Origin of the sequence: Edaphobacter sp. (genome assembly GCF_028283685.1) — a bacterium.
Classification (GTDB): domain Bacteria; phylum Acidobacteriota; class Terriglobia; order Terriglobales; family Acidobacteriaceae; genus Edaphobacter.
Window position 1 is genome coordinate 39926 of record NZ_JAPWKF010000002.1, and the last position, 15781, is coordinate 55706.

Here is a 15781-nt window from a genome sequence, read left to right on the forward strand (position 1 = left end):
TGTTGCATGGGATGGGCCGCTATTTCTTTGCGGAGGTTTCCGTCTTCGGTTCAAGGAGGCTGTCCACGCAGGTGGCTGGCTTGTTGATGGGATTGCAGCGTGCGATAAGCCCATCGGGCAGCGTGACGGAGTAGCCGGTCCACGTCGACGGCTCGGAGCCAGGATAGTCGGTGCTGATCAACTGCGCTCCGCTGGAGAGGGCAAGATCGCGCCTGCTGGTGTCGTTGGTGCGGGCCTGATCGGTGCTCTCATCAGTGCGGGTGCGGACGAGGTATCCCTTCTTCACCAATGCGTCGATGGTCTCCTTGCTGCCGTCGTTCTGTTCGATGAAGGCGGTCACCGGCTGGCCGGGATCGGAGTTGGTGAAGAGCACTCGACCCTTCAGCGAAGGATGGCCTTCGGCGTAGATCGGGGTGACCTTGTGCTGGTCCATCAGAAAGATCACCTTGCCGCGGGCTTTGGCGAGTGTGGGCCAGCCGTTGGCGAGGACAGCGGCTTCGAGGCTTGAGGCTTTGCCACGCACATCGTCGGGTGTGATGATCTCGCCTGGTTTGAACACGGAGCGGATCTCGGCATCGAGAGCGTCGAAGACTGCGGGCGTGAAGGGCTCCGTCTTGACGGCATCCGGAATCTCCTTCATGTCGCCTTCCTTGGTCTCGACGAGGATGAAGATGGGCAGATGCTTCGGGTGCTGCTGCGACCAGGTACGCACCTGCGTGAGGCAGATGACGAAGGTGTGGCAGGAGCTGCGCTGGTCAAAGTCCTGCATGTGCATCACCTTGAAGCCTGGCTTGTCCATCTCGTGATTCGGATCGAAGTCGGGATCGGCGGGAAGACCTGCGGCGACGGTGGCTTTATCGATCCTGGGATGAGCGAAGCGGCCGCCCTTGGCATCGGAGAAGACGTCGATCTCAATCTGGCGAACACCCCCGGTAAGCTGTTCGGCCAGCGGAGCGTGGCTGTAGTCCAGGCTACGAAGCGCGCGGGGATTCTTCATCTCGAGGAACTTGCGCTCACTGGGTGCAAAGCCTGTGTGATAGCTGTTGTGCGAGCCGATGACCTGGATTTGGTTGATGCGAACCGCACGGTCCTGTGCTGCCTGCGAACCTTGTGCCATGGCGAAGCCTGTCGCCGTCATGAACGCTGCTGTTGCGGTCAGCTGGATTGCCTTGTGAAGCATAGTGTCTCCTCTTGCTACAAAGTGTATCGATCAAAAGAGAAGGGCGCCGCAACTGTCGCGACGCCCTTGTTGGTTCAGGATTGCATTCGCTTAGAAGATGATCTTCGCCGCAAGCTGCAGTTGGCGTGCCGGGAAGGCAGTAGTGATCTGACCAAAGCTGGAACCGCCAAATGTGCTGTTCGGCGCGTTGTAGTTGGTCTTGTTGAGCACGTTGAAGGCCTCGGCGCGGAAGTCGAACTTCGACGACTCGTTCCAGAGAGCGAATGCCTTGTGAAGGCCGAAGTCGGCCTGATAGAAGGCATTCGCGCGTGCCAGGTTGCGGGTTGCACTGCCGAACGGATAGGACGTCGGCAGCGCGAATGCGGCGTTGTTGAAGACACCGCTGACCGTCGTTGCCGTCTTGGTGCGCGTCGTGCCATAGATCGGCACACCGGCAACGCGGTTGGGGCGATAAGTTACCAGGTCGGTGCCGTAGATGCCAGAGGCGCTCGACAACGAGTAGTTGATGTTGATGGGAGCGCCGCTGGTCATGCTGTTGATCAGCGTCATCTGCCAGTCGCCCAGTGCAGCCTCGACGAGGCGTCCAGCGCTGTTGCCCCAGCGACGGCCATGACCGTAAGGAAGGTCATACACGACAGAGAGGGTATCGGCCAGCGGCTGGTCATAGCCCGAAGGACCATAGCTTGCGCTGGGGTTGTTGAAGTCGACGCGCGAGTTATCGCCGTTGGCTGTCTCAAGATGACCGCCCGAGAGATCGAAGGCGCGGCTGTAAGTGAACGAGTTGAGCAGGTAGAGGCCGACCGAAGTCCGCTTCTCCACCTTCAGCTGCATGGAGTTGTAGTTGGTCGATCCGCCACCGTAGGCGATTTCGATGTCGCCGAAGCCCTGGACAGGACGACGCGAGGCGAGCGAACCGCAGGTCGTGGTCGAAGTGGCAACGCAGGGAGCGCCCTGGTTGTAGTCAGCCAGGATCTGGAAGTGCGTTCCCTTGTTGCCGACATAGCTTGCGTCAACCAGCCAGCCATGGCCGAGTTGCTGTTGGATGCCAATGAAGTAGCTCTGCAGATAGCCGGTCTTGAAGTTCTTCGGAATGTAGCGCGACGTCACATTGGCGGGGTTGAAGTTAGAAGGAGCGGTCAGGATGTTGCTATAGCCCTGCTGCGTCTGACGGAAGCAGGTCGACTGCAACTGCGTATCGTTGGTGCAAAGCGACGAGGCCGTCGGAGCTACCTGCGTGATGCTGGCGTTGACGACGTTCGGACCGTTGTAGGTCAGGTTGTTTTCGCCACCGGCACGGTTCCACTGGGTGTAGCCGATGCCGTACCCGCCGCGGAGCACGGTGTTTTGCGCCGCCTGGTAGGCAAAGCCGAAGCGCGGAGCGAAGTTGTTCATCGGCGTGTTGACCAGGGCACGGTTATAGGTGCTTCCGTCCTTTGCCGCGATCAGGGTCTTGGTGACCGGGTCAAAGTTGGAGAGCTTGTTGTCGCGCTCCCACTGCGGTGTCACGATCTCGTAGCGCAGGCCAGCATTGATCGTCAGCTTCGGCGATACTTTGAAGTCGTCCTGCACATACATAAAGTTGTAACGCTGGCGAAGGTTTACCACGGCGTAGGTCGTCAGAGAGTATGACGAACGGTTGCCGAAGTAGAAGTCGGCCAGGTTGCGGGCCTGCTGCAGCTGTGAGGTATACGCAGCCTGCTGCGTCGTGCTCAGGTTGGCGATGGCGGCAGGAAGGCCGTTGTTGGAGTACTGGCCGGCGTAGTTATCAGCACCGTAGCTCGGGTTGAAGTCGTTGACCTGGGTATTGACAGCCTGGTACTCGTAGCCGAACTTAAGGCTGTGCTTGCCCTTCAGCCAGGTGAAGTTCACCTTGGGGTTGAAGATGGTGGGGTTCTGGAACTGAGGGTTGGAGGACAGCGCGCCAAACTGGCTGAAACCGGTGACGCTCTGTGCGTTCAGCGGACGAACGACGTTGGGGTCGGTCGGAAGGCCATCGGTGATGCCGCTGGCAACCAGCAGCGAAGGTTGACCGGCGCCTACGGGGGTCTTACCGCCCTTGTTTTCGCTCCAGCCGAAGCGGGCATCGAGCAGCTTGTTTGCGGAGATCGCCCAGGTGACGCCTCCTGCGATGGCCTTGTTGGTGATGCTGGTGTTGCCGTTGCTGTTACCGCCTGCGGGGCCGGGGATGCTGGGCGGATCGAAGATGTATCCGGCGTGTTGGCTGTAGCGGCCGAAGACGCTCAGGTTCTGACTGAAGTTGTGGTCGACGCGCGCATCGCCCTTGTCGTCGTTGATGATGCCGCGGGGCGTGATGGTGTAGTTGTTCGACAGACCCGAAGCTGTGGGCGTAGGAAGCGCGGTGATGACGTTGCGGGCTAAGAGCGTCCACTGTGCATTGGGGATGCTGCCGGTAAACGTGCGACCGGTGATGGGATCCTGCAACGGAATCGCGTTCGCCGGGTTCGAGGCGTCATCGTTCAGGTAGAAGAGGCCATTGCGCTGGTTGTTGGTGGGGATCACCGAGGACGCAGAGGGGTTGTTGAAGATCTGGCGGACGCCCTCATAGTCGGCGAAGAAGAAGGTGTGATCCTTCCAGATAGGACCACCGAAGGTGCCGCCGAACTGGTTGCGGATGAACTTAGGCTTGGTTGCGCCCGTCGCGAGGAACGGTCCGATCGCGTTGAACATCGTGTTGCGGTCGTAATCCCAGGCACGACCGTGGAACTTGTTGGTGCCGCGGCGCACGGTGGCGTTGATGACGGCGCCGACGTTACGGCCATACTCGGCCGAGTAGTTGTTGGTCTCTACGCGGAACTCGCTGATCGCGTCCGGCGAAGGAGGAATATTTTCGTTCGCAAAGCCCTGGTTCGAAGTGCCGTAGTTGTTGTTGTCGAGACCGTCGAGCAGGAAGTTGTTGAACGCCGAACGGATGCCGTTGACGTTGAAGGAGCCCTCGCGGCTTGAGGTGGTCTGGGTCTCGAGTGCGCTCTTACGTACGCCGGGAGCCAGCAGAGTGAGATCAGCGTACGAACGTCCGTTGAGAGGAAGGTTCTCAACCTCGCGGGTGCCGATGACGGTGGAGTGAGAGCTGGTCTCTGTCTCAAGCATCTGAGCCGCGGAGGTCACAGTAACCTCTTCGGAGACCGAACCGGTCTTCAGCGTTACGTCCACGCGCTGACGGGCATTGGTTTGTGCCGCGAACGTCTCGGTGCGAGTCCGATCAAAGCCGGTCGCTTCCGTGGAGATCTGATAGTTGCCGATCTGCACGCTCGGAAACTCGTATTTGCCTTCGTTGTCGGTCTGCTTGGTTTGAGCGATTCCGGTGGCCACGTTGGTCAGGGTTACGGTGGCATTCGGAACAGCTGCGCCGGAGTTGTCGTGCACATATCCCAGCACCGATGCGGTATCGAACTGCGCTTGTGCATTACGACCACTCATCAGCAGGGAGAAAACCAATATCAACAGAGTGATCCAAGACCTGGGGGATAGTTCATGCTTCTTCATGGAAGCAGGAAAAGCGTTATCTGCGTTCATACTTAGCCTCTCGATTTAATACATCGTCCGCTTGTGTCTAAAGTTCATCAGTCAGAAGACGGTCGTTGTTTCTTCGTGGAAGTCGGTAACCTATCTTTCAAACCGGCGAAAACACTACTTACCGTTGCGTTGCACTGTCAACAGAAAAGCAGTTACGGTACCGATAACGTAAAACTCAGCTCGCGATGGAACAACATGTTCAAACAAATGGACTTAAGTAAGCTAATACGTCAGGTTAGCGTCAACGTGGTTTGGCTTGGGAGATGCCTCTCCTACGTTGAATCCTGACGAATAACCGTAAGTCCGTAAGGCTATCTTGCTGAGTCAAGATCAACGGCAGGTAAATAAGGCTGACTCTTTTGAGTCGAAAAATGTGGAATTCCAGCAGAAATAGCGAAAAGGCCCCGGAGAGCTTTCTCCGGGGCCTTTTGATTTGTTATCGAGCGTTAGCGGTTACCAGGCGAGTTTTTCGGGAAGGAACTCTGCGAAGAGGTCGTCGTAGTAAGGCTTCAGCTCTTTCATGTCCGGCTTGGTGTGTCCCTTGGAGTAGAGATCGTAGGGATTGAACTTGTTCACCCAGTGCAACATCTCTTTATCCTTCTCGTTCATGAGGTGCTCATACGCGCCGTGGCGGTGCCAGGGATAGAAGGAGTGATAGCGCAACATGGCCAGCGACTCCTGCGGAAGATACGGCTTCATGACCTCGTAGATATAGCCGTCATGTCCGAACGACATGTGTACGTTGTCGAGGCCGCAGTTTGGCTCGTAGATGCCGTATTTGGTGCTGTAGATCGGGTGATTCAGATCCGGGTTCGCCTTGAAGTACTCGGGGAAGACGATGTCCTTCGAATAGGCGCAGCCCACGGGGAAGGTGTCTCCGACGACGCCCCACTGCGGTTCGCCGTAGAGGCACAGAACCTTGCCGAGGTCGTGGACGAAGCCGGTGAGGACGAACCAGCGGGGATGGCCGTCCGCGCGGATTGCTTCCGAGGTCTGAAGGAGATGCTCGATCTGGGTGAGGTCGGTGTCCGGGTCGCTGTCGTCTACCAGCGTGTTGAGAAACTCGGCAGCCTCCCAGATGGTCTTCATGCCTTTGTTCAGGCTGAAGTACTCCTTCTCCTTCTGCATGACGTAGTCATAAGTCTGGAACTGGTGATTCAGACGGTAGAACTCGGCAACGCTGGGGGTAGCCTTCTCGTCGTACTGGCGAAACTCCTCTTCGCTCTTGCCCTCTTTGTAGCGGCCTTCAAGAAAGTCATCCCATTCATCCATGTCCTTCAAAGGAGCATCTACAGGAATTGTCGTCGTTGCCATTGTCTTCCCTCCATACGGAACATCCCGTAAGTTACCGCTAACTATAGGTAGCATTCGCGACGGCTGGCAAGGGGAAAAGCAATGAAAATTGTTAATTTTTTCAAGGATGCCGAGACATGTTGGAGGCATACCTGCTAGAGACGCCCCTGTTTCTGTAAGCTGCTGATTTTATTCAGCGAGCTGCTGCCGCTGTCTGTCGAGCGAGCTCCTCCTGAAACTTCGCTTCACTGCGGATGACGAACTGGCGGTAGCCCTCGGGATCGACAAATGCGGTCAGGTCGCCCTTCTTGAGGCGGGCGTACTTTGCCTCCAGGTTGTAGTACTGGCCGTGGGCACCGAGAAAGATGTCGCAGTGCAGCGATTTGAGGACATCGAAGGTGTATTCGAAGTTGTGGACGATGTCCGGGTACTTCGGATTATTGACTAGCTTGTAGCCGGTGTTGACGTAGGGGCTGCCGACGATGACGACATCGAAGGCGTGGTTTCCCAGCTTCACCTGCATGGTCCAGGTGGTGCAGCCCTTAGTGTGGCCGGGGGTCTTATGGGCGACGAGCGTCATTTCGCCGAGTTTGATGACATCTCCGTCATGCAGCACGCGGTCAACCTTGGCTGGTTTGTACCAGGAGGATTTGTCCTTGCCGTAGTAGAAGTCGCTGCGGCCGCCGTCTTCGATGACGGGTACGTCGTCGTCCATCACCAGGTACTTCGCGCCGGTTTGCTGAATGATGGTGGCGCTGCCGGCGGCGTGATCGTAGTGAGCGTGGCTGATGAGCAGGATCTTTGTGTCGCTGTACTTGAAGCCTAGCTGCTCGATGTTTTTGCGGATCATCGGGACCGTGCTATCAAGGTCCGAGTTGATGAGGATGTTGCCCTGAGGCGTCACGATCAGGAAGCTGGCGAGCTCCTTGGTGCCGACGTAGTAGAGGTTGCCGATGATCCTGTGCGGCGGAAACGGCTCGGACCATCCCGGTGGCTGCGCATGGGCGCGGGTTATTCCCGTGGAGAAAGAGACGAGCAGAAGAAACAGGAGAGCAAACGGCGTGGCGTGGCGGGTCATGCAAAAGGATGGCATTGTTCGAGCGAATTTTGTGCTGTGAACCAGCGACTATGTTGCCTGGACCGCGGGCCGGGTGGATGCGCGAACTACCAGCGTAGGCGGTACAAGAATATTCTTCGGGGGCTGCTCGGGGCTGTTGACCAGGTCGAGCGCAAGCTCTCCGGCTCGTCGGCCTAGTTCGGAGGTTCCGTGGTCGATGGAGCTGAGCGGCACCTTAAGGTAGTCGTTGTAGGGCATGTTGCCGCAACCGACGATGGCGATGTCTTCGGGAACGCGCAGACCGGCGGCGAGGACGGCTTCGATGGCGCCGATGGCGGTGAGATCGTTGTAGCAAAAGATGGCGTCAGGTGGCTCAGGCAGCGCGAGGAAGTGCTTGATGGCCTCTGCCGCAACCTTGTCGCCGGTCTCTTCGAGGCGGCTGCCGGTGAAGACGTAACTGTCGGGGGTGGGGAGGCGGGCGTCGATCATCGCGTTGCGGTAGCCGCGCAGGCGATCGAAGGCAGGGCTGGTGCCCTGTCCGGCGATGTGCGCGATGCGTTTACGGCCGGTCTCGATGAGGTGGTTGGTGGCCATCTCGCCGACCAGGACGTCATTGGACCCGACGAAGTGTGCCGCGAGGTGCGGGAAGTTGCGGTCGAAGAGGAGGTACGGGGTGCGGTCGTCGCCGATCTCGTAGAAGTTGCGCAGGCTGGACTGGCAGGAGGCGATGAGAAGCACATCGATGCCGCGATGCAGCAGCGTGCGAATCTCCTGGCGCTCGATCTCGGGATCTTCTTCGGAGGAGGTGATGATGAGTGCGCGGCTGCTCTCGCGCAGGACGGCGCTGAGCGACTTGGCGAATTCGGCGAAGAAGGGGTGGACGAGGTCGGGGACGACGAGGCCCATGGTGTAGGTCTTACCGCTGGCGAGTCCGCGGGCAAGCATGTTGGGCTGATAGTTCAGCTCCTTCATACGCTTGAGGACGCGGCGGCGCGTCTCGTCGCCGATGTCCTTGTTGCCGCGGAGAACTTTGGAGACGGTGACGACCGAGACGCCGAGATCGCGAGCGATGTCCTTGAGCCTAACTGCCATTGCACCACCATCCTACAGTGTTGATCCGGAGTCGCGAACCCGGCGTTAGCTGAAACGTGTGCGATGCCAGAGGGTCCATCCGCCGATAACAAGACTGACGAAGAGCACCACTCCCAGGACGCCGACCCACATCATGTTCATGGCGATAGGTGGGACAACGGCGCTGAGGCCCAGCCAGAGGAAGACCGCGGTAGCGGTAGCCACGATGAGGTAATCCCACCACCGGCGGCGCTCGCTTCGGTCTCCGAACTCGTCGCCGGCCTGGGCGGCGAGGGTGCGGACGTAGTCGAGGCCGTAGCGGTCGCACTCGCGGAGAACGACCTCGTTGTGGGAGGTGTGCTCGCGGGCAGAGGCGACGGCGGTTCCAATGGCAAGGGCGCCGAGGATCATGATGACGGAGCCAGCCAGCACCAGGAGGCGGTGTTTTGCATCAGCGCCGGTGAGTTCGCCGAAGACCAGCGCGCCCCAGGCGAGTCCCCAGAGCTGGTTGGTGTTGGAAAGAGGGATGCCGCGGCCGATGCCCAGGTACTTGGCGGCAAACTGCTGGAAGAGATCGCCGATGACCCAGACGAAGCCTCCGAGGAAGAGCCAGAAGACGAGTCCGCGATGGTGGAAGAGGTTGAACGAAGGCGAGTGCATCCCGCCATCGAGCGCGAGCGTCAGGGCGAGGACGGTGCCGAGCTCGCCGATGGTGAATGCGGTGACGAAGGAGAGCGGATTCATGCCGCTGATGTAGGCCTTGCGATAGGGAACGTACATGGTTCCCCACATGAAGCTGGCGCCGATGGCGGCGAGGATGCCGCGCCCGGCGTGCGCTGCTGCCGCTGTGTCGCCGTGGAGGGTGCTGAAGCCAAGCATGACCGCGGCGATGACGATCGCTACGGCGCCGAGGACGACCTTGCTGATATTGCCCGCGCTGGCCCCGGAGAGTTCTTTAAAGAGGACGCGTCCCCAGAAGAGGCCGATGAGCGAGTTGGCGTTCCAAAGAGGAAAGGCGACGGCGAGTCCGACGTCGCGGATGGCGAAGACGGTGAGCGTATTGGCGACGGCCCAGAGCGCCCCGGCCAGCAGCGCCCAAACGATCAGGTGCTTCCTTTCCATCAGGTCGCGGAAGACGTAGCCGGTGCCCTTGAGGAGCGTGGGAAAGGTCCAGCGTGCAGTAAAGACGCCGGCGACCATGCATAGCGAGACGGCAAAGGGGGAAAATCCGACGGTGACCAGCTTCGTGGGGGCTTCGGCTGCCCCTAGCCATACGCCTGCCGTGAGACCGCAGATGACCCCAAGGCCATGCAGCGACAGAGCATTTTTCTTTGAACTTTGAGCGACGCCTGCCATCGGTTCTCCTTAGTGCAGTACGACCAGCAGGACGATACCTGCCAGCAGCACGAAAAACGGAACCAGGAAGTGGCTGTCCGTAACGATGGCTTTTGTCATCTGGGCGAATTTCATCGAGCGTCCTTGAACTGGGAGAAATGCTGAAAGTAAGCGGTTACGTTACGGGAATAAACCCTATATGCCGGTAGAAACGCTGTCAACGGTTCGGCATTAGGGGCGATCGCTTGCCGCACCGGGGGACGGGGGCAGGCGTATCGCAGAGGGCGTACCCGCATGGTCCTATGGTCGCATATCGTCGCGTGTCATGCGTCATCGCATCGGTCTTCTGCCCCATGTCGGTTGACTGCAATTGGGCTAAACTCCTCGTGGTTCTTTTGCCCACCTAAACCTGTCCATCTGCCGGGGAACCGGCTGCAGCCAGAAGGAGTCAGCCTTGATCCCGCTTCCTCGTGTTTTGAAGACTACGTTTTCCGCGTTTTGCGCGCCGCTGCTTGCCGCGACGCTTTGCACCACCTCTGCCATTGCACAGATCAATCATGCTCTGAATGCAGAGGGCATCACGAAGACGCTGCCGCCAGCCTCGCAGAAGACGCTGGATCGGCTGGGCTCGTTCAGTGAGCTTCCGGCCGCGGAGTGGCGTTATCACGCGGGTGATATGGCGCATGGAGAGGACCCCGCGCTCAACGACTCCTCGTGGGAGGTCGTGAAGCCGCACAGCAAGGCACCCAACGAGGCGGTATGGTATCGCCGCCTGATCGAGGTACCGAAGGCGCTGAATGGCTACGATCTGACGGGGGCGCGCATCTGGTTCCAGTTCCGCGCGGGCGCGAACGGGCCGATGCCGGAGATCGTCTACTTCAATGGCCGCCGTGTGGCCCTCGGAGAGGATCTCGAGCCGATCGTCTTGTTCGATAACGCCAAGCCCGGTGACAAGATCCTGGTTGCGGTGAAGCTGTTGCAGACGGTTGATACGAAGTCGTTCAACGGCGTGACGGCAAACGTGGACTTTGCGCAGGGACGGCCGAACCCTTCGGACCTGCGCCTGGAGTTCCTGTCGAGTGCTGTGCTGGTGCCTTCGCTCTCGAAGAACGTTGCGGCGGATATGGCGACGGTGAACCAGTCGATAGCGATGGTGGACCTGTCGGCGCTGGACAACGGCAACCAGATAAAGTTTGACTCGTCGCTGGATGCTGCGCGGCAGAAGCTGGATGTACTGCGTCCCATGCTGCAGCAGACGACGTTCCACCTGACGGGCAACTCGCACATCGATGCGGCATGGCTGTGGCCGGTGACGGAGACGGTCGACGCGGTGAAGCGGACGTTTTCAACCGCGCTGCAGCTGATGAATGAGTATCCGGACTACACCTATACCCAGTCGGCCGCGGCTTACAACGACTGGATGGCAACAAAGTATCCGGCGATCAATGATCAGATCAAGAAGCGCATCAAGGAAGGCCGCTGGGAGATTGTAGGCGGCATGTGGGTGGAGCCTGATCTGAATATGCCGGACGGCGAGTCGCAGGTGCGTTCGCTGCTGATCGGCAAGCGCTGGTACCAGAAGGAGTACGGCGTCGATGTGCGCATCGGCTGGAACCCGGACTCGTTCGGCTACAACTGGCAGCTGCCACAGATCTACAAGCGCTCGGGCGTGGACTACTTCGTCACGCAAAAGATGGCGTGGAACGATACGAACGAGATTCCCTTCAAGCTGTTCTGGTGGAAGTCGCCGGATGGATCGCAGGTGCTGACCTACTTCCCTCACGACTATGCGAACCGAAACCTGAACCCGGTTCGTCTCTCGTCGGATATGGAAGTGGCGCGAAAGTATGCGCCGGGTATGGACGAGATGATGGATCTGTATGGCGTGGGCGACCACGGTGGCGGACCGACGCGTGCGATGTTGGATGAGGGAGTGCACTGGGCCAACTCGGGGATGATCGTTCCCAACTATAAGTTCGGTACGGCGCAGAGCTACTTCGACAACGTGGAGAAGCGGCTGAGCTCGAACTCGCCGGAGTGGAACTACCTGTCGATCGCCAGGGGCTACAAGGCTCCAGCCGCCGAGGCCGGCAAGATTGCGATTCCGACGTGGGACTCGGAGCTGTATCTCGAGTATCACCGCGGCGTCTTTACCACGCAGGCCCAGCACAAGCGCAACATGCGCGAGAGCGAAGAGCAGACGATCAACGCGGAGAAGTATGCTTCGCTGGCGTGGCTTTCGGGCTACAAGTATCCCAACGATCAGTTCACGGATGCATGGAAGAAGATCGCCTTCAATGGCTTCCACGATCTCGCAGCAGGCTCGGGTATTGCCGTGATCTATAAGGAAGCGCAGGCGGAGTTCGACCAGGTTCGCCTGGAGACGGGCGAGATCTCGCAGGATTCGCTACACCTGCTGGCCTCCGGCATTAATACGAAGGCTGCGGGCGAGACGCCGGTGCTGGTCTTCAACCCGCTGGCATGGTCGCAGACGGGCGTGACGACAGTCTCGGTGCAGCTTCCTGCGGCAGCGAGCAGCATCTCGCTACTGGATGATCACGACAAGGTGCTGCCGTCGAAGGTGCTTTCGAGCGATGCGAAGAACGGCAGCTATAAGCTGCTGGTGCAGGTACCGAATGTGCCTTCTATGGGGTACACGGTGCTGCATGCGGTTGCAGGGCAGAAGACATTCCCGACCGATCTGAAGGCCAACGGAACATCGATGGAGAACGAGTTCCTGCGCGTCGAGGTCGATCCGAAGACGGGCTGCATCACCAGCCTCTACGACAAAAAAGCGAAGTTCGAGTCGCTGGCCAAGGGGGCATGCGGCAACCAGCTGCAGACCTTCAAGGATCTTCCGAAGGACTACGATGCGTGGAACATCGATCCGGGCACGTATGACCACATGACGCCGATTGAGCAGGTGGATTCGGTGCAGCTGGTGGAGAAGGGGCCAATGCGCTCCGTCATCCGTGTCTCGCGGACCTGGCAGTCATCGAAGTTCGTGCAGGACATTCAGCTATATGCGGGAAGCGATACGGTCGATGTGATCAATGACATCGACTGGCACGAGACCCATGTACTGCTGAAGGCGGCGTTCCCCCTGGCGGCTTCAGGGCCGATGGCGACGTACGAGATTCCGTATGGCTCGATTGAGCGCCCGACGACGCGTAATAACAGCTGGGAGAAGGCGCAGTTTGAGGTGCCTGCTCTGCGCTGGGCCGACCTGGGCGATGAGCATCATGGCTTCTCGCTGCTGAACGAGGCGAAGTATGGCTACGATGCAGAAGGCAACACGCTGCGTCTGACGCTGCTGCGTTCGCCGACGTGGCCCGATCCTGACGCCGACAGGGGGCATCAGCATTTCAGCTACGCTTTGTATCCACACGCCGGAACCTGGAAGCAGGCGAAGACGGAGCGGAGAGGCTACGAGTACAACTACGAGCTGAAGGCGCAGCAGGTAACTCCTCATGCCGGCGCGCTTCCGCTGGTGCACTCGTATGCTTCGGTAGAGCCGGAGAACGTCGTTCTGACCGCGATGAAGAAGGCAGAGGACGACAACGGCCTGATCTTTCGTGTGGTGGAGTGGGCAGGCAAGCAGGGCGACGTGACCTTTACGGTGCCGCCGGGCGCGACCGCGGCGACGGAGACCAACCTGATGGAGAAGTCGACGGGATCTCCGCTGAAGCTGAGCGGCGATAAGGTCACGGCGCACATCGGACCGTACGAGATTCTCTCGGTACGTGTGGACTATCCGGCCTCGTCAAAGTAAGACAAGCCGCATTTGCCGAACGGAGCTGCCCGCAAAGGTAGCTCCGTTCGCTTTTGCAATAGCCATCGGCTCGGATAAGCTAAACCAGCACCACCGGAGTACGCGATGAACTTTGTCAAAACGCAGGACCCAGAGACCTTTACGCCTGAGCCGGGCATGCGCCGCCAGGTGCTGGCCAATACGGATCAGCTGATGTTGGTTCGCCATTATTTTGAAGCAGACTGGGTTGGTGCGAAGCACAGCCATCCACATCACCAGCTGGTGTACGTCGTCAAAGGCGCGATCCGCGTCGATGTTGGCGGCAAGGTCTTCGATGCGCATGCGGGAGACAGCTTCATCGTCGATGGCGGCGTCGAGCACCAGGCCTGGGCGCTGGAGCCGGCAGAGGTGCTGGATGTCTTTACGCCGACGCGCGAAGACTATCGCGCGCTGGTGAAGTAGAGAGTTGATGGCAGATGTGGGTGGATCGTTGAAAGAGATGTCAGCGGTGTATGCGCCGGAGGATGTGCCTCTGTGCACGGACGCGGAGTCATCCTTTTGGAAGCAGACGCTGCCTGTTTTCTTTTGCACGGACAACTACGGCCGCGCCATTGAAGGGGACGCGACGCAGGTCTTCGCGCGGTGGACACACGGCAGTCTTTATCTACTATCTGCCTGTCCATATAGGGAGCTGTGGCTGAAGCCTGATCCGCAGACGGCCTGTGCGACGCCGCAGTTATGGGAGTGGGATGTCGCGGAACTCTTTATCGGTTGCGATGCGGAGAGTGCTCGACACTACAAGGAGTTCGAGATCTCACCGCAAGCTGAATGGCTTGATCTGGATGTAGATCTCGAAGCGCCGGGACGGACGCGTGATGCGCAGTGGGCCTCGGGTTTTGAGGTGAAGTCGACTGTCGATCAGGAACGCAGTATCTGGTACGGATCTATGCGGATTCCTTTTGAGGCGCTCGGGGTATCGTGCCCAAAGGTGGGCGATCGCTGGCGCATCAATCTGCTTCGCAGCCAGGGGCCGGAGCATCAGCTGCTGGCGTGGCAGCCGTCGATGTCAGAGACGTTCCATGTTCCGGAGCGATTCGGAGAGCTCGTGCTGAAGTCTTTATAGAGCGTTGGGCTTTGTGCCTGTGGAGAGGTGTTGCACGGCGAAGACGATTGCTCCGAGCAGCAGAATGATTCCTGCAGTTCGCATCTCCGTGAGAAAGTGTGGACGCGAGACGAGGATGAAGACGAAACCTCCAAGCGCCAGCAACACAGGCAGGGGGTAGAGTGGCATGCGGAAGCCGCGCTGTTTACGTTCGCGCCTGTGCTTGGGCAGCAGCACGGCAATGCCCTGCAGCAGGAACTGGAAGAGGATGCGAATGACCACAAGCGTGGTGATGACCTCCTGCAGGCGAAAGACGCAGCAGGCCAGGGTGACGGCACCGAGCGCAAGCAGCGCATGATGCGGGATGCGGTGGCGCGGGTGAATGGCGCCGAACCATGCCGGGAAGTTCCCGTCGCGTGCGGCAGCGAAGGGGATTCTGGAATAGCCGAGCAGAAGAGCAAAGACTGAGGCCAGTGCCGCAAGCGAAATGAGGATCACGATAACCGCGGCTGCCTGGTGACCGTAGAGCTTCTCCATGAAGACTGCCATGGTGAACATGCGGGCGTGGCTGTCGGCATTGTCTGATGTCATCTCGCGCCAGGGCAGGACGCCGAGCACGCTGATGTTCATCAGCAGGTAAAGCGTTCCGACGATGGCAATGGCTCCGAGTACGGCGCGCGGAATGGTTCGTTGCGGATCGCGGACTTCGCCGCCGAGAAAGCAGACGTTGTAGTAGCCCCAGTAATCATAGGCAGAGATGAGCATGCCCGCCCCAAGGCCGATGAAGAAGCCTCCGTTGAGGTGGAACGCTCCTGCCGGGAAGTCGAAGGCCAACTTCGGATTGAAGTGCGTCAGGCCTGCGACGATGACGAAGAGAAGTGTGGCGCCGACGATGAGTCCGAGCCAGCGAGCGATCTTGTCGATGACGATGATGCTGCGATAGAGGACGATGAGCGCGACGACGCAGGCACTCATGGCGATCAGCGTCTGTTGGCTGAACACGATGGGTACGCCGAGAAAGTGTGTCGCGAAGAAGGGATGGCTGGCGTTGGGGAAGAAGAAAGAGAGGTACTGTGAGAAGCCGATACAGCCGGAGGCGATGGAGAGCGGCGCGCTGAAGAGCAACTGCCAGGCGTAGAGAAAGGAGAGTCCACGCCCGGCGCCTCGTTCGCCGTAGAGATGCTTGAGGAAGGCGTATGAGCCGCCGGCTTCAGGATAGGCGGTGCCGAGTTCGCTCCAGACGAGACCGTCACAGAGGGAGAGCAACGCTCCGACGAGCCACCCCAGCATGGCCTGCGGGCCACCCATAGCGGTGACGATGAGGGGAAGCGTCACGAAAGGGCCTACGCCGACCATGTCGATGACGTTGAGGCCGAGCGCTGAGGCTGTGGAGAGCCCACGCTCAAGCTCGGGCTTGCTGGGGGGAACCGGACGTTTCGGCTCGGTCAAAGGAAAGCG

11 protein-coding genes are annotated in these 15781 nt (G+C 59.4%); 3 read left to right on the forward strand and 8 right to left on the reverse strand.

Translation table 11 applies throughout. The features are described from left to right. Positions 1 to 19: 19 nt before the first annotated feature. The 7 genes from PW789_RS04080 to PW789_RS04110 all read right to left on the reverse strand — a co-directional run bounded on the left by PW789_RS04080 (position 20) and on the right by PW789_RS04110 (position 9605). Positions 20 to 1180, reverse strand: a complete 1161-nt coding sequence (locus PW789_RS04080; protein WP_299371772.1) for a phosphatidylinositol-specific phospholipase C1-like protein — start codon at positions 1178 to 1180, stop codon at positions 20 to 22. Between the two features lie 90 nt (positions 1181 to 1270). Then, on the reverse strand, positions 1271 to 4618 hold the full coding sequence (locus PW789_RS04085) for a TonB-dependent receptor (protein WP_299371775.1): 3348 nt from the start codon (positions 4616 to 4618) through the stop codon (positions 1271 to 1273). A 549-nt stretch (positions 4619 to 5167) separates the two neighbouring features. After that, complete coding sequence (locus PW789_RS04090) at positions 5168 to 6028, reverse strand: inositol oxygenase family protein (protein ID WP_299371778.1); 861 nt, start codon at positions 6026 to 6028, stop codon at positions 5168 to 5170. A 172-nt stretch (positions 6029 to 6200) separates the two neighbouring features. Then, positions 6201 to 7085 carry a subclass B3 metallo-beta-lactamase gene (bla, locus tag PW789_RS04095; protein WP_299371781.1) on the reverse strand — a complete coding sequence of 295 codons (885 nt, stop codon included), beginning with the start codon at positions 7083 to 7085 and terminating at the stop codon, positions 6201 to 6203. Positions 7086 to 7133: 48 nt separating this feature from the next. Further along, positions 7134 to 8156, reverse strand: coding sequence for a LacI family DNA-binding transcriptional regulator (locus tag PW789_RS04100; protein ID WP_299371784.1), 1023 nt, complete (start codon positions 8154 to 8156; stop codon positions 7134 to 7136). 45 nt (positions 8157 to 8201) lie between these two features. Beyond that, positions 8202 to 9491, reverse strand: coding sequence for a GRP family sugar transporter (locus PW789_RS04105; RefSeq protein WP_299371822.1), 1290 nt, complete (start codon positions 9489 to 9491; stop codon positions 8202 to 8204). A 9-nt stretch (positions 9492 to 9500) separates the two neighbouring features. Then, complete coding sequence (locus PW789_RS04110) at positions 9501 to 9605, reverse strand: translocated intimin receptor Tir (RefSeq protein WP_299371825.1); 105 nt, start codon at positions 9603 to 9605, stop codon at positions 9501 to 9503. 319 nt (positions 9606 to 9924) lie between these two features. On the opposite strand from PW789_RS04110, the gene PW789_RS04115 reads away from it, so the two are divergent. The 3 genes from PW789_RS04115 (at position 9925) to PW789_RS04125 (ending at position 14344) form a co-directional block, all read left to right on the forward strand. Next, positions 9925 to 13242 (forward strand): glycoside hydrolase family 38 C-terminal domain-containing protein, encoded by a 3318-nt coding sequence (locus tag PW789_RS04115; RefSeq protein ID WP_299371828.1) that lies wholly within the window; start codon positions 9925 to 9927, stop codon positions 13240 to 13242. A 105-nt stretch (positions 13243 to 13347) separates the two neighbouring features. After that, positions 13348 to 13683 (forward strand): cupin domain-containing protein, encoded by a 336-nt coding sequence (locus PW789_RS04120; protein WP_299371831.1) that lies wholly within the window; start codon positions 13348 to 13350, stop codon positions 13681 to 13683. 7 nt (positions 13684 to 13690) lie between these two features. Continuing rightward, on the forward strand, positions 13691 to 14344 hold the full coding sequence (locus tag PW789_RS04125) for a carbohydrate-binding family 9-like protein (protein WP_299371833.1): 654 nt from the start codon (positions 13691 to 13693) through the stop codon (positions 14342 to 14344). Here PW789_RS04125 and PW789_RS04130 read toward each other — a convergent pair. After that, entirely contained in the window at positions 14339 to 15772 is a 1434-nt protein-coding gene (locus tag PW789_RS04130) for an APC family permease (RefSeq protein WP_299371836.1), read from the reverse strand. The two genes, PW789_RS04125 and PW789_RS04130, sit on opposite strands and share 6 nt — an antisense overlap. Positions 15773 to 15781: the final 9 nt, after the last annotated feature.